19 protein-coding genes are annotated in these 20,021 nt (G+C 44.5%); 10 read left to right on the top strand and 9 right to left on the bottom strand.

Translation table 11 applies throughout. The features are described from left to right. Positions 1 to 82: 82 nt before the first annotated feature. The 3 genes from ACFPRA_RS22960 to ACFPRA_RS22950 form a co-directional block, all read right to left on the bottom strand. Complete coding sequence (locus tag ACFPRA_RS22960) at positions 83 to 484, bottom strand: hypothetical protein (RefSeq protein ID WP_381439940.1); 402 nt, start codon at positions 482 to 484, stop codon at positions 83 to 85. Between the two features lie 34 nt (positions 485 to 518). Then, complete coding sequence (locus ACFPRA_RS22955) at positions 519 to 740, bottom strand: hypothetical protein (RefSeq protein ID WP_381439938.1); 222 nt, start codon at positions 738 to 740, stop codon at positions 519 to 521. Between the two features lie 70 nt (positions 741 to 810). Then, the gene (locus ACFPRA_RS22950) at positions 811 to 996 is read right to left on the bottom strand and encodes a hypothetical protein (protein WP_381439935.1); all 186 of its coding nucleotides are present in this window, start codon (positions 994 to 996) and stop codon (positions 811 to 813) included. Positions 997 to 1,530: 534 nt separating this feature from the next. On the opposite strand from ACFPRA_RS22950, the gene ACFPRA_RS22945 reads away from it, so the two are divergent. Genes ACFPRA_RS22945 through yhaM form a run of 3 tightly spaced genes read left to right on the top strand, consistent with a single transcriptional unit; the run spans position 1,531 to position 6,593 of the window. Further along, positions 1,531 to 2,751, top strand: coding sequence for a metallophosphoesterase family protein (locus tag ACFPRA_RS22945; protein WP_381439933.1), 1,221 nt, complete (start codon positions 1,531 to 1,533; stop codon positions 2,749 to 2,751). A gap of 9 nt (positions 2,752 to 2,760) precedes the next feature. Continuing rightward, positions 2,761 to 5,658: an ATP-binding protein gene (locus ACFPRA_RS22940; protein WP_381439931.1), complete on the top strand. Its 2,898-nt coding sequence runs from the start codon at positions 2,761 to 2,763 to the stop codon at positions 5,656 to 5,658. Then, complete coding sequence (gene yhaM, locus ACFPRA_RS22935; protein WP_381439929.1) at positions 5,655 to 6,593, top strand: 3'-5' exoribonuclease YhaM; 939 nt, start codon at positions 5,655 to 5,657, stop codon at positions 6,591 to 6,593. The genes ACFPRA_RS22940 and yhaM overlap by 4 nt, the downstream gene beginning before the upstream one ends. Positions 6,594 to 6,632: 39 nt before the next feature. On the opposite strand, the gene ACFPRA_RS22930 is transcribed toward yhaM, so the two are convergent. Beyond that, on the bottom strand, positions 6,633 to 7,508 hold the full coding sequence (locus tag ACFPRA_RS22930; protein WP_381439926.1) for a peptidylprolyl isomerase: 876 nt from the start codon (positions 7,506 to 7,508) through the stop codon (positions 6,633 to 6,635). Positions 7,509 to 7,811: 303 nt separating this feature from the next. On the opposite strand from ACFPRA_RS22930, the gene ACFPRA_RS22925 reads away from it, so the two are divergent. Continuing rightward, on the top strand, positions 7,812 to 7,904 hold the full coding sequence (locus tag ACFPRA_RS22925; protein ID WP_381439923.1) for a YjcZ family sporulation protein: 93 nt from the start codon (positions 7,812 to 7,814) through the stop codon (positions 7,902 to 7,904). Between the two features lie 71 nt (positions 7,905 to 7,975). Here the strand turns inward: ACFPRA_RS22925 and ACFPRA_RS22920 are convergent, their stop codons facing one another. The 5 genes from ACFPRA_RS22920 to ACFPRA_RS22900 form a co-directional block, all read right to left on the bottom strand. After that, the gene (locus tag ACFPRA_RS22920; RefSeq protein ID WP_239392539.1) at positions 7,976 to 8,161 is read right to left on the bottom strand and encodes a hypothetical protein; all 186 of its coding nucleotides are present in this window, start codon (positions 8,159 to 8,161) and stop codon (positions 7,976 to 7,978) included. An 84-nt stretch (positions 8,162 to 8,245) separates the two neighbouring features. Beyond that, the gene (locus ACFPRA_RS22915; protein ID WP_381439918.1) at positions 8,246 to 8,830 is read right to left on the bottom strand and encodes an HTH-type transcriptional regulator Hpr; all 585 of its coding nucleotides are present in this window, start codon (positions 8,828 to 8,830) and stop codon (positions 8,246 to 8,248) included. A gap of 153 nt (positions 8,831 to 8,983) precedes the next feature. Beyond that, entirely contained in the window at positions 8,984 to 9,346 is a 363-nt protein-coding gene (locus tag ACFPRA_RS22910) for a YtxH domain-containing protein (protein ID WP_381439915.1), read from the bottom strand. Between the two features lie 441 nt (positions 9,347 to 9,787). Then, positions 9,788 to 10,336 (bottom strand): tryptophan transporter, encoded by a 549-nt coding sequence (locus ACFPRA_RS22905; RefSeq protein WP_381439912.1) that lies wholly within the window; start codon positions 10,334 to 10,336, stop codon positions 9,788 to 9,790. A 291-nt stretch (positions 10,337 to 10,627) separates the two neighbouring features. Beyond that, the gene (locus ACFPRA_RS22900; RefSeq protein ID WP_381439910.1) at positions 10,628 to 11,053 is read right to left on the bottom strand and encodes an HIT family protein; all 426 of its coding nucleotides are present in this window, start codon (positions 11,051 to 11,053) and stop codon (positions 10,628 to 10,630) included. Positions 11,054 to 11,183: 130 nt separating this feature from the next. Here ACFPRA_RS22900 and ACFPRA_RS22895 point away from each other — a divergent pair, with 130 nt between their 5' ends. The 6 genes from ACFPRA_RS22895 to ACFPRA_RS22870 all read left to right on the top strand — a co-directional run bounded on the left by ACFPRA_RS22895 (position 11,184) and on the right by ACFPRA_RS22870 (position 19,956). After that, positions 11,184 to 11,933, top strand: a complete 750-nt coding sequence (locus ACFPRA_RS22895) for an ABC transporter ATP-binding protein (protein WP_381439908.1) — start codon at positions 11,184 to 11,186, stop codon at positions 11,931 to 11,933. After that, positions 11,917 to 13,128 carry an ABC transporter permease gene (locus tag ACFPRA_RS22890; protein ID WP_381439906.1) on the top strand — a complete coding sequence of 404 codons (1,212 nt, stop codon included), beginning with the start codon at positions 11,917 to 11,919 and terminating at the stop codon, positions 13,126 to 13,128. Before ACFPRA_RS22895 ends, ACFPRA_RS22890 begins: the two co-directional genes overlap by 17 nt. A gap of 113 nt (positions 13,129 to 13,241) precedes the next feature. After that, entirely contained in the window at positions 13,242 to 13,478 is a 237-nt protein-coding gene (locus ACFPRA_RS22885) for an IDEAL domain-containing protein (protein WP_239392532.1), read from the top strand. Between the two features lie 345 nt (positions 13,479 to 13,823). Next, positions 13,824 to 15,806 (top strand): excinuclease ABC subunit UvrB, encoded by a 1,983-nt coding sequence (uvrB, locus tag ACFPRA_RS22880; protein ID WP_381439902.1) that lies wholly within the window; start codon positions 13,824 to 13,826, stop codon positions 15,804 to 15,806. Positions 15,807 to 15,812: 6 nt separating this feature from the next. Then, the gene (uvrA, locus tag ACFPRA_RS22875) at positions 15,813 to 18,686 is read left to right on the top strand and encodes an excinuclease ABC subunit UvrA (RefSeq protein ID WP_381439900.1); all 2,874 of its coding nucleotides are present in this window, start codon (positions 15,813 to 15,815) and stop codon (positions 18,684 to 18,686) included. Between the two features lie 79 nt (positions 18,687 to 18,765). Beyond that, positions 18,766 to 19,956 carry a DUF4097 family beta strand repeat-containing protein gene (locus tag ACFPRA_RS22870; protein WP_381439898.1) on the top strand — a complete coding sequence of 397 codons (1,191 nt, stop codon included), beginning with the start codon at positions 18,766 to 18,768 and terminating at the stop codon, positions 19,954 to 19,956. The last annotated feature ends 65 nt before the right edge of the window (positions 19,957 to 20,021 follow it).

Here is a 20,021-nt window from a genome sequence, read left to right as displayed (position 1 = left end):
TCGAAAAAGAGCGCGATCCTAATGAGGGATTGCGTTCTTTTATTTTTTTGTTCTTTCCAAGAAAGATACACTTCCATCTATATCAATATTGTTTCTTCAAGTCGTTATATATTTCAACTGCCTGTTCATAGATATCATTATCGGAGTCGATTTGATAATTTTCAACTTCATCACTTGTATGAAAAACACCTTTATCGTCGATCACTAAAGTACCTGAAATTTGATCATTAGATACAAAAATAATTGTTATCGCCTTTTCATAATTAATTTCTTTATTTGTTTGACCAACAGATTCTAGTTGATTGTAAGCCTTTACTAGTGATTGAACAGTTTCATTCTCCACTTTGTTATATCCATCGTACAAACTTTGTCCAAAGCCAATATCAACGTAATCTGCCTTAATTTGTTTTACAGAGTTTTGATTGCATCCGCCCATAATTAATATTGTAATTAGTACAATAGGCATGAATATTAATTTCCTCACAATTCCATCCCTCCAATTCACACTCTACTAGACTTCATTTTTTCTTATTTAAGAACCAAGTTAATATCGCTAGAACAAGTAGTAGGATTGGCGTCAAACCAACATATTTCCAAGCATTATTTGCACCAGAAAAATAATAGGCGATTGGCGTAAATGTAATCGAACTAATTAGTAAAAATACCCAAGACTTTTTAGCAATCCCTGCAATTAGGGTTACAATTGAAACAAATAATGAAAAATACCATAATAACAACATTTTTTCACCTCTGTTAAATAAGTATTTTATTATTGAATATCATCATGATATGCGTTTTCCTTTTCGATAACTATACTGCAAGAAATATTAAGTTTATCCCAAACCCATGACTAGAAATTTTATCCATTGCAATTTCTAATGCTTTTTCGTCCTCCGTATTTTCGTCTAGACTTAGTTGTTTGAAAGAGAATGTCTCTGTCGCTTCTGTGCCTTTGTAATTTGAACTACTAAATGAAAAAGTAACTGTTTTACTCATTGATTTACTCACCTTTCTAAGGCACTCTATTTGCACTTTATATTATTACAAATTCCCTACTGTTTGTTAACGGTATTATATTGGAACCTTAATGTTTTTTTGCACAAGTTCATTTCATAGAATCCTCTTCTTATGGTAAAATTAGAACAAATATTCGTTTTATCTTCGTTCAGCAAATCTTTTTGTACTGAAAGCGAAGCGTCAGCTACAGAAGACTTCCACCTCTGTAGGTGATGAGATGAATGCGGTTTTGTTTTACCTGTTCATAGGGGGTTCAAACGCCGGCTGAACGAAGATAAAGCCTCCGGCGGATGTCACAGATTTTGAAAGGAGTTTAATGAAGGCAAGCTAAATGCGCGACGTCCTAAAAGGAAAGTGCCTTAATTTCTGCAAAGATCACAGAAATACGGCAAATCGAACCCTTCGCTGTTCGATTCGCAACGCTTGCATGACCCACATCGTGTGGGCCTCAAGCTCGATTTAAAATCTGGACGCAATCACGCCGAGGCGCGATTGATGAAAGGGGGAGGTTCTATGTCGACGATTAAATTCATTCACACGGCAGATTTGCATTTGGACAGTCCTTTTAAAGGGATGTCGGGGCTGCCTGTTGAACAGCTCAATCGTTTGCGAGAGAGCACGTTCGAAGCATTCGCCAATCTAATTGATTATGCGCTTGAGATGAAGCCGGATTTTGTATTGATCGTGGGGGATATTTACGATGGGGAGAATCGGAGCTTGCGGGCGCAGATGAAGTTTAAGGAAGGGATGGACCGATTGAATTCGGTGGGCATTCCCGTCTTCATTTCCCATGGGAATCATGATCATCTTAGCGGGACATGGACGCGTTTTGAACTGCCTGCGAATGTCCACGTCTTTACAGAGGAGGTGGAAACGGTACAACTCCAAGTGGGAGAGCAGTCGGTTTCCATTTACGGTTTCAGTTATAAAGAACGGCATATCCGCGAGAAGATGATTGACCGTTATCCGCCAGCGCACAATCGGGATGCATACCATATCGGCATGTTGCATGGCAGTTTAGCGGGAGATGACACGCATGCGGTCTATGCACCGTTCACCAAAAGTGAATTGTTGGCCAAACAGTATGATTACTGGGCGCTGGGGCATATCCATCTGCGCCAACATGTCCATGATGAACCGCCGATCGTTTATCCCGGAAATATCCAAGGGCGGCATCGTAATGAACAAGGAGAAAAAGGGTTTTACGATGTGGAATTATCGAAAACGGGCGCCACATTTCAGTTCATCCCGACATCGACGATCTTGTTTGACAAGGTGGATGTCTCATGTAAAGGAATCAGCCATGCCAATGAATGGCTCGTCGCTTGTATGGAAGCACTGGAAACCTTTCGTACTCGGAATGGAGCGGGCATTGTGGAATTGAAGATGGTTGATGTTGATCAAGAGGCCGCCGAGTTGTTCAGTCAATCGCCAGAGGAAGAATGGTTGGATGTCCTAAGAGATGCAAGTAGTGATAGCGAACCATTCATCTGGATACAGCGCATCCTATTTTCCGAACGGACAGCTCCTTCCACACTAGCTGGTGCCCTTCCGCGATCGGTGTTAGGTCTGATGGATAGTTGGACAACTGATGATTGGAAAGACGTTGTGAAAGATGTATACCAGCATACACGGGGCGTCAAGTATTTGGATGTTTTGACAGATGAAGATCTTACAGACATCCAAGCGGGAGCAGCGGCTTTATTGGCAACTGAAATGGTGAAAACGGAATGAGGTGGCAACGTGAAAATTGAGAAATTGGTCATTTACGGATTTGGAAAGCACGAAAACATCACCTTGGATGTTGGACCCGGCATCAATGTGTTGTATGGGCAGAACGAAGCGGGAAAGACGACGATCCAGCAATTCATCCTTCATATCCTTTTCGGATTCCCGCAGAAAAATAGTGCATTGCTACGCTATGAACCGAAATCTGGCGGCAAGTATGGTGGACAAGTGCATATTTACGATAAGGAATTTGGAAAATGCATCGTCGAACGGGTGCGGGGAAAGTCGGCGGGAGATGTGAACGTCCACTTCGAGGATGGGAGGAAGGGCGGCGAGGCGGACTTGGATCGTTTGCTACGCCAATATGACCGAGCTTCCTTCGAATCGATCTTTTCATTTTCCTTATTGCAACTGCAAGGGTTTGAAAAAATGGATGAGGAAGAGCTCAGTCGAACCTTACTTGCTTCCGGAACGACCGGTGTCGATACGCTGTTACAATTGGAAAAAAAGTTGGAGAAAGAACTCGGTGACCTCTTCAAAAAGTCCGGAAAAAATCCGCAGATGAACGTCAAAATGGCAGAACTTCGTGAATTGGAACTGGAATTGAAAAAGGAGCAGGAAAAAATCGCTGACTATGCACCTGCAGTAGAGCGAATCCGTCAAATCGATGAACGGCTTCAACACTTGCGTGAGCAACAAAAAGAGATGGAACAACAGGCGCAGCAATTCCAGTTGATGCGTCAGCTTCTCCCTCTCCACGAAAAGCGTCAGACTATTAAGCCCCGCCTAGCGGCAATTTCCGTAGACACCTTTCCGACAGATGGCATCCGCAGATACGAGAAGCTTGCAGGGAGAAGGATCGAGGCGGAAACAGCACTGCATCGAACGGAAGACGAGTTGTCGAAATTGCTTGCTGACATGCCGGAACAGCCAGTAGATGATCGGCTCACGGAAATCGATCTTTTATTAGCGAAAGAGTCGGAGTGGCATCGCTGGCAGACGGCGGCCGTTTCAGCGGAAGAGGATGTGCGCAAACAGACGGATCTGAAAAGGCAGTTACTGGAAGGGATTGGCATGCTGGAGGATGAAGAAAATGTCCTGTTACAGGCTGATGTCTCCCTTCAGAAAGAGGAACAATTGTATGAGCTGATGAACCGGCTAGCGGGAAGCGATGCGCAAATCGGCTATTTGAATCGGCAACTTGTACAACTGGAAAATGAAAAAGCAGATCAGGAACAAGACCGTCTTGTACTTGAGCGTTCTGCCCCTTCACAGGAAGAGGTGCAACGTGTGCATAGGTGGCCGGCACGTCGCCAACAATTGGCGGAAGCGAAAGCATATGTAGCCATCGGAACTGGGCAGCAGGAGACACCTTCCCGTACATTCTTGTTGCTAGGGGCATTGCTTGCCATCTTGTTCGGCACGCTCGGTTTCATTTTGAAGGAGTGGTTGTTTGTGGTCGCGGCCCTCCTTTTTGTTGGAATGGGATTTTTCATACAACAGAAAAACGGGCGAGCGTCGGCAGATGAAACGAAGCTAAGGGAGATGGAAAAGATCATCGCCTCGTATGATGGCCATGAAGAGCAAATGGAAGAATTGGCTGAACGGGTGGCACGTTATAACCGGGAAGTGGAAGTTTTACAAGAGGGATTGCTCGCGTTGGAACGGAAACAACAGCGATTGGAAGCGGAACGGGATCATACCTATTTTGAACGCCAGCAAATCGAAAGCGAATTGTCGGCATTCCTCCGCCGATATGGATTTAAGGAATTGCCATCGACCGGAATCATCCCTGAATTATTCCGGATGATCCGGGAAGTGCAAGGCGTGGAAAGGGATCGGAAGGCCGCTATCGAGCAATTGGAAACGATGAGAAAAAATATGGCAGGGCGGGTGAAGGACGTCGAAAACGTCTTGCACAAGTCAATTCCGGAAGAGGCATTGTATGAGCTATTACGAAGGGAATTCATCGACCTGAAAGAGAAGGTGGAAGCTTTCAGGACAATCAATCGTACCATCGTTACCAAGAAAGCGTCGCTGAACGAGTTGACAGGGCTTGTAGCAGGCTTGACGGATAAAATGCAGGCATTATTCAAAGAGGTCGGAGCAGAGACGGAAGAGGCCTTTTATAGCGCTCACGCCATGTACCAAGAAAGCGTCCTGTTAAAAGGTCAACTCCTGGATTTAGATGCCCAGTTGGCTGTACATGGCCCCCTGGAATTGCCGGCCGGCGAGACGGATGCCTCCTTGCAAAAGCAAGGGAAGGCGATTGGAGAAACGCTAACGTTACTCGATGCGGAACAGCATACACTGATTCAAGAGAAGGCCACGCTCGTCAGTAGAACCGAACAACTATTGTCGGATGAATCCTATGCCCGTACGTACCAGCTGTTTGAAATGAAAAAAACAGAACTGGCAGAACTCGCAAAAAAATGGGCTGAACGAAAGGCATTGAGTGAAGCGATCAAACAAACCATGCGGGAGTTAAAAGAAAAAAAGTTGCCGGCAGTGCTGGAAGAGGCTGAAGAATTATTCAATGAGTTGACGGGTGGTCGCTACATATCACTCATCGTGACGGAACAGGGACGTTTTGAAGTGCTCTCGACAAATGGGATGCGTTACCCCATTATGGAGTTAAGCCAAGCGACGAAAGAACAAGCCTATATTTCATTACGATTGGCGCTTGCAGCATCCGTTAATGACTCAGCGCCGTTCCCGATTTTGATGGATGACCCATTTGTCCACTTTGACGGAACGCGACTTTCGCGTATGATTGAATTACTGGAACGATATCAAAGCAAGCATCAGTTCATGTACTTCACCTGCCATGATGGGATGACAGAGAAATGGCAGCAAGCAACAATACTTCAAGTTTCCGAACTCGGAAGCAGACAGGGGGCTAACGTGATATGAAAAGAATTGCAGACCATAAAGTGGGTGAACCGGTCGATCTTTATCTACTGATCAAACAATCGACCAAAGGAGTAACGACGCAAGGCAGCCCATTTATGACACTTATTTTGCAAGATAAGAGCGGGGATATCGAAGCGAAGCTATGGGATACGAAAGATGAGCATGAAAAGACCTATGCAGCGGCTACCATCGTGAAAGTGGGCGGAGAAGTCCATGACTATCGCGGAAAAAACCAGTTGCGCATTAAAAGTATACGGCCGATCAAAGCGGATGAAGGGGTGACCATTGCCGATTTGGTCCCATCTTCCGCTAAAAGTAAGGAAGTGTTATACGAGGAATTGATGCAATATTTCTTTGAAATGCAAAACCCGCATATTCAGCGTATTACCCGTCATCTTTTGAAAAAACATCAGGCGGCTTTCATGACGTATCCTGCCGCTACGAAAAACCATCATGATTACGTGTCCGGCTTGATTGATCATGTCGTATCGATGTTGAAATTGGGCAAGGCGTTGGCGGAACTGTACCCATCCTTGAACAAGGATCTGCTATATGCGGGAATTATCTTGCATGACATCGGAAAAGTGGTGGAACTGTCCGGCCCGATCGGCACACAATACACGGTGGAAGGCAATTTGCTCGGGCATATCACGATTATGGTGAATGAAATTTCAAAAGCCGCCGATGAACTTGAAATTGCGGGCGAAGAGGTCATGTTGTTAAAACATATGGTTTTATCCCATCATGGGAAAGAAGAATGGGGAAGCCCGAAACGTCCGATGGTGAAAGAAGCCGAAATCCTTCATTACATCGACAATATCGATGCGAAGATGAATATGCTAGATCGGGCCCTTGGCAAAACCGCACCTGGCGAATTCACAGAACGGATCTTCCCACTCGATAACCGCTCATTTTACAAACCGACATTTGAATAAGAAAAAGCTGTCCCAAGAAAGGGACAGCTTTTTTATAGCTTATTCTTTATCAGCTTTTTTATCGGTTTTTGGTAAATAGTCTTCAAGGGCGCCTTTGAATTCTTCCGCTTTAATGTCGATATTTGAATCTTTCAGTAAGCTGATTAGCTTCTCTTCGAATTTTGCACGTTTCAAGTTATCTTCCACTGTTGCTTTCAATTCTTCATCTGTCGCTTCCACTTTTGCTTCACGCGTGTCGAGCAATTCGATCACATGGTAGCCGAAGCTTGATTTGACAGGTTCACTGATTTCGCCTTTTTTCAGTGCGAAAGCGGCCTTTTCAAATTCAGGTACCATTCTGCCCGTACCGAACCAACCGAGGTCTCCGCCTGTATCTTGTGCAGCAGGTTCAGTGGAGTATTCTTTCGCCAATTCCTCAAAATCGCCGCCTTCTTCCAATTTACTGCGGACTTCTTTTGCTGTTTTTTCATCTTCAACTAAAATATGGCGTGCATGGATCTCTTTTTTTGCATTGGCAAGTCCAGCTTTGATTTCCTCATCTGTGACTTTCAAAGAATCGAGCATTTTAGTCTGGATCATTTGTGATTTCACGTTTTTCTCGAAGAATTTCTCTGTCATGCCGCTTTGTGCAAGATACATCTCAAAGCTATCGCCATATTGTTCTTTTTGTTTTTTAATCTCTTCTTCGACTTCTTTATCGGAGACACTGAACTCGCTTTCGATTGCTTGTTGAAGGATGAGATTTTCTACGACTTGCAAACCGATTGCATCTTTCATCTCATCATACAAATCCGCTTTTGTAATGTCACCCGCTTTGGAAGTGACAAGGACTTCTTCAGCGCTATTTTTATCGCTACATGCTGAAAGTGCAAGGACAGACGCGGCCATCGTCAGTGCTAAGACTGTTTTTTTCATATCAAATTCTCCTCTATTTTTTAAATGGACTCAGCGAATATTTCTGAACTGAAGGCGTGGCGTCAGATACAGAAATTACTCACTTGTATAACGGGTGGGACAAATGTCGAAATGCCTAGTATCAGAGGGATTCCAACGTCCTGCTGATTGAAATGTAAAAGCAATTACGTCGACACGCAAAGAATGGTGCGACAGAAGACACTATACCATAAAAACGCATCTAAAACAAAAAGGTTCCCCGGAAGTTAGCCTATAATTAGACAAAACGTTTGCATAGGATACTGATAGAGAGGGGGTGCTCCTATGAGCGGATGTAACCAAGGTTCTTCGGGATTCGCGTTGATTGTTGTATTGTTCATCTTATTGATCATTGTTGGTGCAGCCTTTTTATACTGATGAATGAAAAAGGCTTGATGCCTTCAATCGAAACAAAAAGTCCATTCCCTGAATAAGGGGATGGACTTTTCTTATACTTGAAGAAAAACTTCTACATAAAAAGATAAAATCAAAATTGTGACAAGTATGTTAACCGTTTTATATATTTTCGGCTGCTTCTCTTCCGGTATCTCCCGGGATTCGCAAAGCGCATATGTCATTTTGTTGATTTGATACAAATAAAATAATGAGAACAGAATTGTAATAAGTAAAATCAAATCTATTCCTCCTCTTCAGCTTGGCAATGTAATCATAGCAGAAGTTAGCGTGAAATGGAATGGTTAAAACTTCTGCCAAAGGAATCAGCGCGCAGGTTCCTTTTCCTTCTGAATCATTGCCTTTTCCGTTTTATCTACGGTAGAATCCCCAAAACCATCTTTGAGATTTTCAAATCCACGCTCAAAAATTTCCATAAAATCTTGACCGTAAATATTTCGGAGGACGGACATAACTTCAAGGAATTCCGGGAATTTTCCATACAACTCTTTAATCGGCAGGGAGCCTTCAAGAATGCCGTGATGTGTATTATGATAGTTATCATTCATGAGGAGTAGAAGGTCTTTCCCTTTTTCTGTTACAGCTACATATGTATTTCGGCGATCATCTTCTTTTTTATAAAATTCGAGATAGCCTCGTTCCTCCAGTTTTTTCGAAAAGTTGAAAGCGGTCGATACATGCATCACCCCGAATTTGGCGATGTCAGAAATTGTGGCACCCCCAAGATGGAAAGCAATCCATAAAATATGATGCTCATTAATATTCAGATCATAAGGTTTGATCCATTGTTGCCAATCTCTTTCCACAGCTTTCCATAGTGCTTTGGACATCTGTGCAACGCGCTGACTGAAAATCATTGCCTCTAGCGGGGAAAACCTTTGTTCCGACATAGGGAACACCTTCTTTCTTTAATAGTCCATACTTTTTATTATAGCAGGAAAACAAAGAAGTGAAAAGTAAGAATTGCATAAAAACTTTTCTAATAATAATAATTAAGAAAAGCGGATGCATATTGATTTCTTTGCATCCGCTTCGAGTTGTCATTATTTTTGTTGTGTAGCAATAGTTTGTTCCAATTCTTCGAGAGCCTTCTGAATGGCGGCGATTTCATTTTCCAACCGATCCTTATTGGGCTCGGTGGACTGTTGCCATTTGTCTACTGAATGTTTGATGCCTTCAATTGCAGCTGGAACTGTTTCTTTTGCCTCTTTCGTCAAATGTGAAACCGATTCTTTCAAACTGTCGATTTTCACTTTTACATCTTTAAATTTCTCTTTCATATCAACAGATGCATTTTTTACAGACGATCGTAGCTCATTCCCCGATTGTGGAGTTGAAAATAAGACAGTTACTGCTGCCGCGATGGATCCAGCAGCAACTCCAAGTAAAAATGTGGATGTTTTCATGATTGGTTGAGCTCCTTTCTATACTGACTAGTATTCCTGTTCTTACTCAATTAAAACATGGCGTGACAAGTTGAGCAAACAATAATCAATTACGCCTTGGCGTAATTGCGTCCAGATTTTGAATTGCGCTTTCTAATGGCTGGTGCCTTAATTTCTGCAAAAAAACGCAGAAATACGGCAAATCGAACCCTTCGCCGTTCGATTCGCAATTAACTCCTTTCAAAATCTATAACATCCGCGGGCCTACAGGATGTAGGTCATGCAGTCGTTGCGACAGGACGTCGCGCACTTAGACTGCCTTCCATTATTCGTTCAGCGGGCGTTCGGCTCCCGCTAAACAGGAAAACAAAACTGTATCGTGACTTATAGAGGTGAGATTCCTCTACTGAACGAAGATAAAAAGCTTTCCGCACTTACAACGGAAAGCTTTTATAAGTTCTTTTAATTGGATAATACAGATTTAAAAGATGAGCGTTTCATCAAATTGGTCACAATTGGATAGATGATGAAAAACGCGATACAATTCATCAAAATGGCAGGCAGGACAACTACTACGAATAGAGTTGTAAAAGCCACTGCAGGCGAATCTAAGCCTGGAAGCGTTACGCCTAGTAGAAATAATGCGACCGATAAGAATATACTACCTGACAAAACCGTTCCGATACCTGTAACAACGGTTGTGACAATCAAATTCCGCGATAATTTCTTTAGTAGAATAATAATACCGTAAACAACAAAAGCCGTTACGAACTTATCGATAATATTCGGGATGAATCCCCCCGGGAAACTGGAGAAAATACCAGAAATAACACCGGTCGTTAAAGCCAATAAAAATACGTTTCTCGTTGTCGGAAACAAGATGATCCCGATGAACATCATCGTCAGCATGAAATCAGGTTTCATACCTTCACCATAACCGGGTATAATCAAATACAGTGCAGCACCGACAGCGACTAACAGCGCCATTAATACAAGTTCTTTCGTTTTCAATTCTCATCTCTCCTCGACTCGTCTATGGTTTTCCTGCCGTATCCTCGTGATCGACAGCGAAAAACTTATAGTGATTTTACACCAATTTCAAATAACTCGCAAGCTTAATTTGATTCAGCAGAAGTCACCCACTACTACATGTGGTGGTGGAATGCCAAAATGCTTTAAATCTGGGGGAGTCCAAACTCCCCGCTGATTAGGGGAACTCAGGCTAAGATCGCCGCGTCCTGCGGCAATGCCTGAGTGACCAACATCCTGTAGGCCCGCGGATGTCACGGATTTTGAAAGGAGTTAATTGGTCAATCGTGCTTGTAAACCCGCAGCGATTTCTTGGATGCGCTCGGGTGTAAACTCTGGGGATTTCGGTTGGAATGTCGGTTGGAAACCATCCGTCTCATCATAGCGTGGGATGAAATGCAGATGGAAATGGAAGACCGCTTGACCTGCATGTGCACCATTGTTTTGCAATAAATTCATCCCGGCCGGTTCGAATTCCGCTTTTAGCGCATTGGCGATTTTCGGCACAACGGCAAATAGATTCGATGCCTCTTCTTCGGTTAACTCATAGACGTTTTCCCGATGTTGTTTAGGGATCAGCAGGGCATGTCCTTTCGTTACCGGACCGATGTCCATGAAGGCAAGCGCATGCTCGTCTTCATAAATTTTGGCGCTTGGAATGGAACCTTCAATAATTTTACAAAAAATACAATTCGTCATTTCAGCACACCCTTTCATGAATAGGACAAGTTTAGCATATTTTTAACTAAAGGGGTGCTGGATTCATCGAGGTGACGAAAGCTTTTTCAATCATTTTTTGATAAACTGAAAAGAAGAATGGAGGATGGATATGGCAATTCTCGAAATGAAAGACGTAACAGGTGGCTATACACGTAAACCGGTTCTACATGACCTATCATTCAACATCGGTGAAGGAGAACTCGTCGGTTTGATCGGCCTGAACGGGGCGGGGAAAAGTACGACGATTAAACATATTATCGGCCTGATGAATCCCCATAGCGGAGAAATTCGCGTCAATGGAGTAACGTTCAGTGAGAATCCTGAAATGTACAGAAAGGCATTCACATACATTCCGGAAACGCCGATTTTGTATGAGGAATTGACGCTGCGGGAGCATTTGGAATTGACGGCGATGGCTTACGGGCTGGAGAAGGAGTTATTTGAAGCGCGTTCAGCAGAGTTGTTAAAGGAGTTCCGCATGGAAAAACGGTTGAAATGGTTTCCTGCCCATTTTTCGAAAGGAATGCGGCAAAAAGTGATGATCATGTGTGCGTTCCTCGTCAACCCTTCGTTGTACATTATCGATGAACCTTTCGTCGGCTTGGATCCACTCGGGATTCGATCGCTTTTGGAGCAGATGACGGAGCGGAAAGAAAACGGGGCATCCGTTCTCATGTCCACCCACGTCTTATCGACGGCAGAAAAATATTGTGACCGGATCATTTTGCTGCACGAAGGACGGGTGCGAGCGGAAGGGACAATGGAAGATTTGAGGAAAGCTTTCGACCGTCCGAAGGCATCCTTGGATGACTTATATATCGCGATGACAGAGGAAGCGGATTATGAACAATTTGCGTGACATCTGGGGGAACCGGTTCGTCCATTATATAACCGAACTCCAAAAATATATGAAGTACGTCTTTACCGGCCATTTGGCCATCGTGCTCGTTTTTACAATCGGTGCGGGAGGCTACGCCTATAGCGAGTGGTTGAAGGAAGTGCCGACGGATTTCCCGGCTACCTTGCTCACGGCTTTGATCATTGCGGTGGCGCTGGCGATTTCGTCACCTACGACACTGTTAAAGCCGGCCGATACAGTTTATTTCCTACCTCTTGAACATCGGCTGGATCGCTATTTGGGCCGAGCTTTAAGTTGGACAACCTTTTCTCAATTGCCCTTGCCGCTATTGTTGTATATCGTTGCGTTACCGCTCTTGTCTGCAACGGAGACGGGTTCGAAGTTGCTCTATGTTTGGCTTGCTATTTTCATTATTGTGTTGAAATGGCTGTTCGTTGAAACGGAATATGCTGTTCGGCACGCTACAGGAGGTGCCGGCGTTTGGCGGGATCGGCTCATCCGTTTTCTGTTGGCGGCCTTTCTCATTTTCGTTTGGCTCAGCCCTTATCCGTATTTGACGGTAGCTTTTTTCGTCATCATCGGCCTTTACGGTGTGTATTGGCGGAAAAAGAAATCGGAAAAGCCATTTCCTTATGATCATTTTATCGCTTTGGAGCAAAATCGAATGATGCGCTTTTACCGTTTTGCCAATTATTTCACAGACGTTCCGCATCTGAAAGGATCCATCAGTCGAAGAGGATGGCTAGGCTCGCTATTTGGCACGGCGAAGTTTGGAAAGACAGTTCCACAAGATTATTTAATCAGACGGACATTTCTTCGAACGGATGACAACTTCTGGCTGTGGGTAAGACTGACTGCCTTATCTATACTTGGGGCCATTTTTATACCATTCCCGATTGTTGTGATCATTTTTGCGGGCGCACTCGCATTTGCAACATCAGTGCAGCTAATCTATGCATTGCGTGCTTCGGACGAATTCAGGATGGATATGCTCTTTCCTGAGCGGATGGAAACACGACCTGGTGCCATTCGGAAAAACGTCAGATTGGTTCAATGGATCCAAGCAGTTCTCGTTTTCATTAGCGCTTTGTTCCTTTACGGCATTTCTTCCACGCCCTTGCTATTGGGCGGCGTCATCTTGCTGATTTCGGAAGTGACCATCCGTTTCACAGATGCGAGAAATAAAGAACATTAACAGTAATTTTGCTTCTCTGACGGTGGGTTTGAAAATAGAATATTCTAAAAAATATCTTGCAATTGGCCCCTATTCTTCGGTATAATAAATAAAAGCCATCAGGGGTGAGCGAGATGGAAAAAAACTATTCATATGCTGAATTTTTGAAAGCCGTCGGGAAAAACGGTTCATCGCTTCAAGCAGAAAAATTGCTGAATGAAATTTATATGGACCTATTTTTGAATCACATTCACCGGGAACAAACGAAAGCCAGATTGATGGATTTAATTGATAATGCACTGGATTGTCGGGATGAAGAGGCCTTCCAGACTTACACGGAAAGATTATTGAAACTAGAAATTAGTGATTAAAAATTGAAAAGACGTTGCGTGTGTCACCTTACATGCAACGTCTTTTTTTGCGTGTTTCGACCATTAGAATATACGTTCGTTTTTTACTCGTCAAAAGATGGGTAAAGTGATAAGATAGATACAACTTGCTTCAACTTGATTCAGCAGAATTTCCCCATTTCTATAAGTAGCGGGATGAATGTCGATATACATTGAAATCAGGGGGGTCCACATTCCCTGCTGATTCAAGTTGAGCCTCCGGCGAATGTCACAGATTTTGAAGGGAGTTAATTGCGCAAGCACAATTCAAAATCTGGACGCAATCACGCCGAGGCGTGATTGATCTATTAATAGGGAGGGACTTCAATGGTCCAAAAATTCAACTTACAAGCACCCTATACGCCAAAAGGGGACCAACCGTCAGCCATCGTCAAACTGGTGGAAGGGTTGGAAAAAGGGCAAAAGCATCAGACGTTGCTTGGGGCGACAGGGACGGGCAAAACATTTACCATTTCGAATGTCGTAACCGAAGTGAATAAGCCTACGCTCGTCATTGCGCACAATAAAACATTAGCCGGCCAATTATATAGTGAGTTCAAAGAGTTTTTCCCGGATAATGCCGTCGAGTATTTCGTCAGTTATTATGATTATTACCAGCCGGAAGCGTATGTCCCACATACAGACACCTATATTGAAAAAGACGCCAGTATCAATGATGAAATTGACAAATTGCGCCACTCCGCTACTTCCTCGTTATTTGAACGGAATGATGTGCTCATCGTGGCGTCGGTGTCCTGTATTTACGGTCTCGGGAATCCGGAGGAATATCGGGAACTCGTTGTCTCGCTTCGCACCGGCATGGAGATCGGACGCAACGAATTGCTCCGGAAGTTGGTCGATATCCAATATGAACGGAATGATATCAACTTCGTCCGCGGAACGTTCCGGGTCAGGGGCGATGTCGTTGAAATATTCCCGGCATCGCGCGACGAGCGCTGTATGCGGGTCGAGTTTTTCGGGGATGAAATCGATCGGATACGGGAAGTGGATGCGCTGACGGGAGAAATACTGGGTGAACGTGAGCATATCGCCATTTTTCCGGCCTCCCACTTCGTAACGCGTGAAGAGAAGATGGTCAAGGCGATTGAGAATATCGAAGCCGAACTGGAGGAACAGTTGAAGGTTCTGCGCAGTCAAGATAAGCTCCTTGAAGCGCAACGCCTTGAACAACGGACACGCTATGATTTGGAAATGATGCGTGAAATGGGCTTCTGTTCGGGTATTGAAAACTATTCACGGCATTTGACGCTCAGACCTGCAGGAGCCACACCTTATACATTACTGGACTATTTCCCGGATGATTTCCTGATCGTTATCGATGAAAGCCATGTCTCAATCCCGCAAATTCGGGGCATGTTCAATGGAGACCAAGCGAGGAAAAATGTCCTCGTCGAACACGGATTCCGGTTGCCATCCGCACTCGATAACAGACCGCTTACGTTTGAGGAGTTCGAAGGTCATGTGAAAGAAGCGATTTACGTATCAGCCACGCCAGGCCCTTACGAAATCGAACATACACCTGAAATGATTGAACAGATCATCCGCCCGACTGGATTATTGGATCCTACGATCGATGTCCGGCCAATCGAAGGACAGATCGATGATTTGATCGATGAAATCCACACCCGGATTCAACAGAACGAACGTGTCCTCATTACGACATTGACAAAGAAAATGTCGGAGGATTTGACGGATTACTTAAAAGATATCGGCATAAAAGTGCAATACTTGCATTCGGAAATCAAAACGTTAGAACGTATTGAAATTATACGGGAGCTGCGGCTCGGCACATACGATGTCCTTGTCGGCATCAATCTTCTAAGAGAAGGACTCGATATTCCGGAAGTCTCATTGGTAGCCATTCTCGATGCGGACAAGGAAGGCTTCCTCCGTTCGGAGCGATCGCTTATTCAAACGATTGGCCGTGCTGCACGGAATTCCAATGGGCATGTTGTCATGTATGCGGATCGGATGACAGATTCCATGACGAAAGCGATTGACGAGACGAAGCGACGTCGGGAAATTCAAATGGCATACAACGAAAAACATGGCATTACGCCGACGACGATCAATAAAGAAATTCGCGATGTCATCCGTGCAACGCAAGTCGCAGAAGAAACGGAAACGTATGTAGAGAAATTGACTAAAGGCAAGAAACTGACAAAAGATGAAAAAGTGACGCTGCTTGAAAAACTCGAGAAAGAGATGAAAGAAGCAGCGAAGGCGCTTGATTTCGAACGGGCTGCAGAACTGAGAGATACGATTTTGGAACTGAAAGCGGAAAGGTGAGTTTCTATGAAAAATAAAGAAATCGTCATACAAGGAGCACGTACACATAACTTAAAAAATATTGATGTCAGCATTCCACGGGACAAACTGGTCGTCATGACTGGTTTGTCGGGATCGGGAAAGTCTTCCCTCGCTTTTGATACGGTGTACGCGGAAGGGCAGCGACGTTATGTAGAATCGCTGTCCGCGTATGCCCGTCAATTTCTCGGGCAGATGGATAAGCCGGATGTGGATGTCATCGAAGGACTATCTCCGGCCATTTCCATCGACCAGAAGACGACAAGTCGAAATCCACGCTCCACTGTCGGAACAGTGACGGAAATCTATGATTATTTGCGCTTACTTTATGCGCGGGTCGGAAAACCGGTTTGTCCGATCCATGGAACGGAAATTTCATCCCAAACGGTCGAACAAATGGTGGACCGTCTCTTGCAATTGCCGGAACGTTCACGTATCCAAGTGCTCGCCCCGATCGTTTCCGGCCGTAAAGGAACGCATGTAAAGCTGATTGAAGACATTAAGAAACAAGGGTATGTCCGTATTCGTGTCAACGGGGAAACGATGGACCTGGACGATAATATCGAACTCAATAAAAACAAAAAACATAATATTGAAGTCGTGATCGACCGGATTATTATTAAAGAAGACGTTGCCGCCCGGCTAAGTGACTCGTTGGAATCGGCACTTCGCCTCGCAAATGGCACTGTTTTGGTCGATGTCATCGATGGAGAGGAAATGCTATTCAGTGAACATCACGCTTGTCCGCTTTGCGGATTTTCAATCGGTGAATTGGAACCGCGTATGTTCTCTTTCAATAGCCCGTTCGGCGCCTGCCCTGATTGTGATGGGTTAGGCAACAAGTTGGAAGTGGATCCCGAGCTGGTCATTCCAGATTCATCGCTTTCCTTGAAAGACCATGCCATCGCTCCGTGGGAACCGACAAGTTCTCAATATTATCCAGAATTATTGAAAACGGTGGCGAATCATTTCGGTATATCGATGGATGTACCCGTTAGCGAACTGTCTAAAGAGGAGCTTGCAAAGCTTCTGCATGGAGATAAAAATGAGAAAATCCGCTTTCGCTATACGAACGAATTCGGAAGTACACGGGATAACAATATTTACTTTGAAGGCATTTTGTCGAATGTAGAACGAAGATTCAAAGAGACATCTTCTGACTACATACGGGAACAGATGGAGAAATACATGGCACAAAGGCCTTGTCCGACCTGTAACGGTTATCGGTTGAAAGAGGAAACGCTAGCTGTAAAAGTGAACGGGGCGCATATCGGTCAAGTTACGGAATTATCCATTATGGAAGCGGACCACTTTTTCAAAGACTTGGAACTCTCTGAAAAAGATGCACAAATTGCCAAATTGATCTTACGGGAAATTGCGGAACGGCTAGGCTTTCTTGTCAACGTCGGGCTGGATTATTTAACGTTATCGAGGGCGGCAGGAACGCTTTCAGGCGGAGAAGCACAGCGTATCCGATTAGCCACTCAAATCGGTTCGCGCTTGTCTGGCGTGCTCTATATTTTGGATGAGCCATCGATCGGTCTTCACCAACGGGACAACGACCGCCTGATCGGGACTTTACAAAGCATGCGCGATATCGGCAATACGCTCATCGTCGTAGAACATGATGAGGATACGATGATGGCGGCTGACCATTTGATTGATATTGGACCGGGAGCAGGCGTTGCAGGAGGAGAAATCGTCTCTGCCGGCACGCCGGAAGAAGTAATGAACGATCCGAATTCGTTAACGGGACAATATTTGAGCGGGAAAAAATTCATTCCGTTGCCGCTGGAAAGACGGAAATCGGATGGACGGAAAATCACGATCAAAGGCGCTTCAGAGAACAATTTAAAAAACGTTAACGTTCAAATTCCGCTCGGGCAATTTATAGCGGTGACAGGCGTTTCAGGCTCGGGGAAAAGTACATTGGTCAATGAAGTGCTCTATAAGGTGCTTGCCCAGAAATTGAACCGTTCGAAACAGAAACCGGGTCAATTTAAATCGGTGACAGGACTTGAAGAACTGGAGAAAGTTATCGAGATCGACCAGTCGCCGATCGGCCGTACACCTAGATCGAATCCGGCCACTTATACCGGCATGTTTGACGATGTGCGGGATGTGTATGCATCCACAAACGAAGCGAAAGTCCGGGGATATAAGAAAGGCCGGTTCAGCTTCAATGTGAAAGGTGGACGCTGTGAAGCATGTCGAGGAGACGGGATCATTAAGATTGAAATGCATTTTTTACCGGATGTCTATGTGCCTTGTGAAGTCTGCCATGGCAAACGTTACAATCGGGAAACATTAGAAGTCCGTTACAAAGGGAAGAATATCGCCGATGTCTTGGATATGACGGTCGAGGATGCGTTGGTGTTTTTCGAAAATATCCCGAAAATCAGCCGTAAATTACAAACAATCATGGACGTGGGGCTAGGCTATATTAAACTGGGACAGCCCGCAACGACATTATCTGGCGGGGAAGCACAGCGGGTGAAATTGGCTTCCGAACTGCATAAGCGATCGAATGGAAAGTCGTTCTATATTCTCGACGAACCGACGACCGGATTGCATGTCCATGATATTGCCAAACTTCTTCACGTCTTACAGCGGCTTGTCGATACGGGGAATACTGTTCTCGTCATCGAGCATAATCTGGATGTCATTAAAACCGTCGACCATATTATCGATTTAGGACCTGAAGGCGGAGACAAAGGCGGGCAAATCATTGCCACAGGGACACCTGAACAAGTGGCTACGGAAAACGCCTCCTACACAGGCGCATATTTACATCCAATTCTGGCGCGCGATCGGGAACGGATGGAACAAAAAATTAGAGAAGCCGAAAATGTAGCCAAGTGAAACCTTTTGGATAATGAGTCGTATATATAAATATCAAATCGGAGCAATCCGGATGACGACAATACTAGGAGGCACAACAATGCAAAATGAACGGAAACGGATTTTAGCAATGCTGGAAAACGGGACGATCACAACAGACGAGGCACTGACACTTCTAGAGGCATTGAGTCAAACAAAAGGTTCGGAAAAAACGGTTGAAACAGAGCAAACGAGCCCAGCGGCTATTGTAAAACAGGAAGAGCCGGCCAGCGAACAGCGCTCCGGAGAACAAACAGATGAGAAGAATGCCGGCGACGGACAAAAGAACCCTTCTATTGATGAATTCCTGGAAGATTTACGCAAAGACTTTACGACTGTAGGCGATCGCTTTATGCAATTTATGCAAACGGCTGTGCAAAAAGTGAAATCATTCGACTTTGATTCGCCTTTTGGAAATGCGGTGACATTCCATCAGACGATGACCAAACCCGCCAGTGGAATCGAAGAAGTCATCATCGATATCGACAATGGGAAAGTGACCTTACATCAAGAAGAAGCGGAAGAGGTTCGTGCAGAATTCGCAGTGAAAACATTCAATAGCGAATCGGAAGAAAAGGCGAAAAAAGACTTTTTGGATAAGTTGTTATTTGTGAAAGATGAAGGAAAATTGCTGATTGCCAGCGATATGAAAATGGTTCAAGTGAATGTGGATTTGTATTTACCGAAAAAGGATTATGCGAAAATTTCCGCTCGCTTATTGAACGGCGCATTCAAAATGAAAGATGCTACCGCAGAAACGGTTCGTGTAAAGACTGCCAACGGAAAAATCGAGGTGACGGGACTTTCATTCAAAAATGGGGAATTTGAAACGGCGAATGGAGCCATCGCTTTAAACGGCATAACGGGCACTACGCTTGAGGCGGAAACGCTGAATGGCCGTGTGTACATCGATGGGGTTGTAAAAGATGTCGAAGCCCAATCGCTGAACGGCCATGTCGTCGTAACAACGAAAGATCCGGAAGCGGAAAAAATTGATGCGAAGACGATGAGTGGGTCAGTGGAAATCTATATCCCATCCGAAGTGGTGGCACTCTCTGGTGAAATTTCGTCCAATATGGGGCGGCTCGACTTACAGCTTGACGATGTCAATCGTACAGCCGAACAAGAGCAATTTCTCCAAAGATCCATCCGTTTTAAAAAGGATATCGAAGGAAACGCCTCTCCGCTTCATATTTTCGGCGAAGCAAAAACAGGATCTGTCCTCGTTTGCTATAACGCTAAGCATGAATGATACGTTTGATTTCTTGGGCGGAATGCATTTTTGATTGCTTACCGCTCTAAGATCCCGAATAAAAA

The sequence above is a fragment of the Sporosarcina soli genome (assembly GCF_042655805.1).
GTDB classification, from domain to species: domain Bacteria; phylum Bacillota; class Bacilli; order Bacillales_A; family Planococcaceae; genus Sporosarcina; species Sporosarcina soli.
Note: the sequence above shows the minus strand (reverse complement) of the source record. Positions and strands in the feature narration are given on the sequence as shown.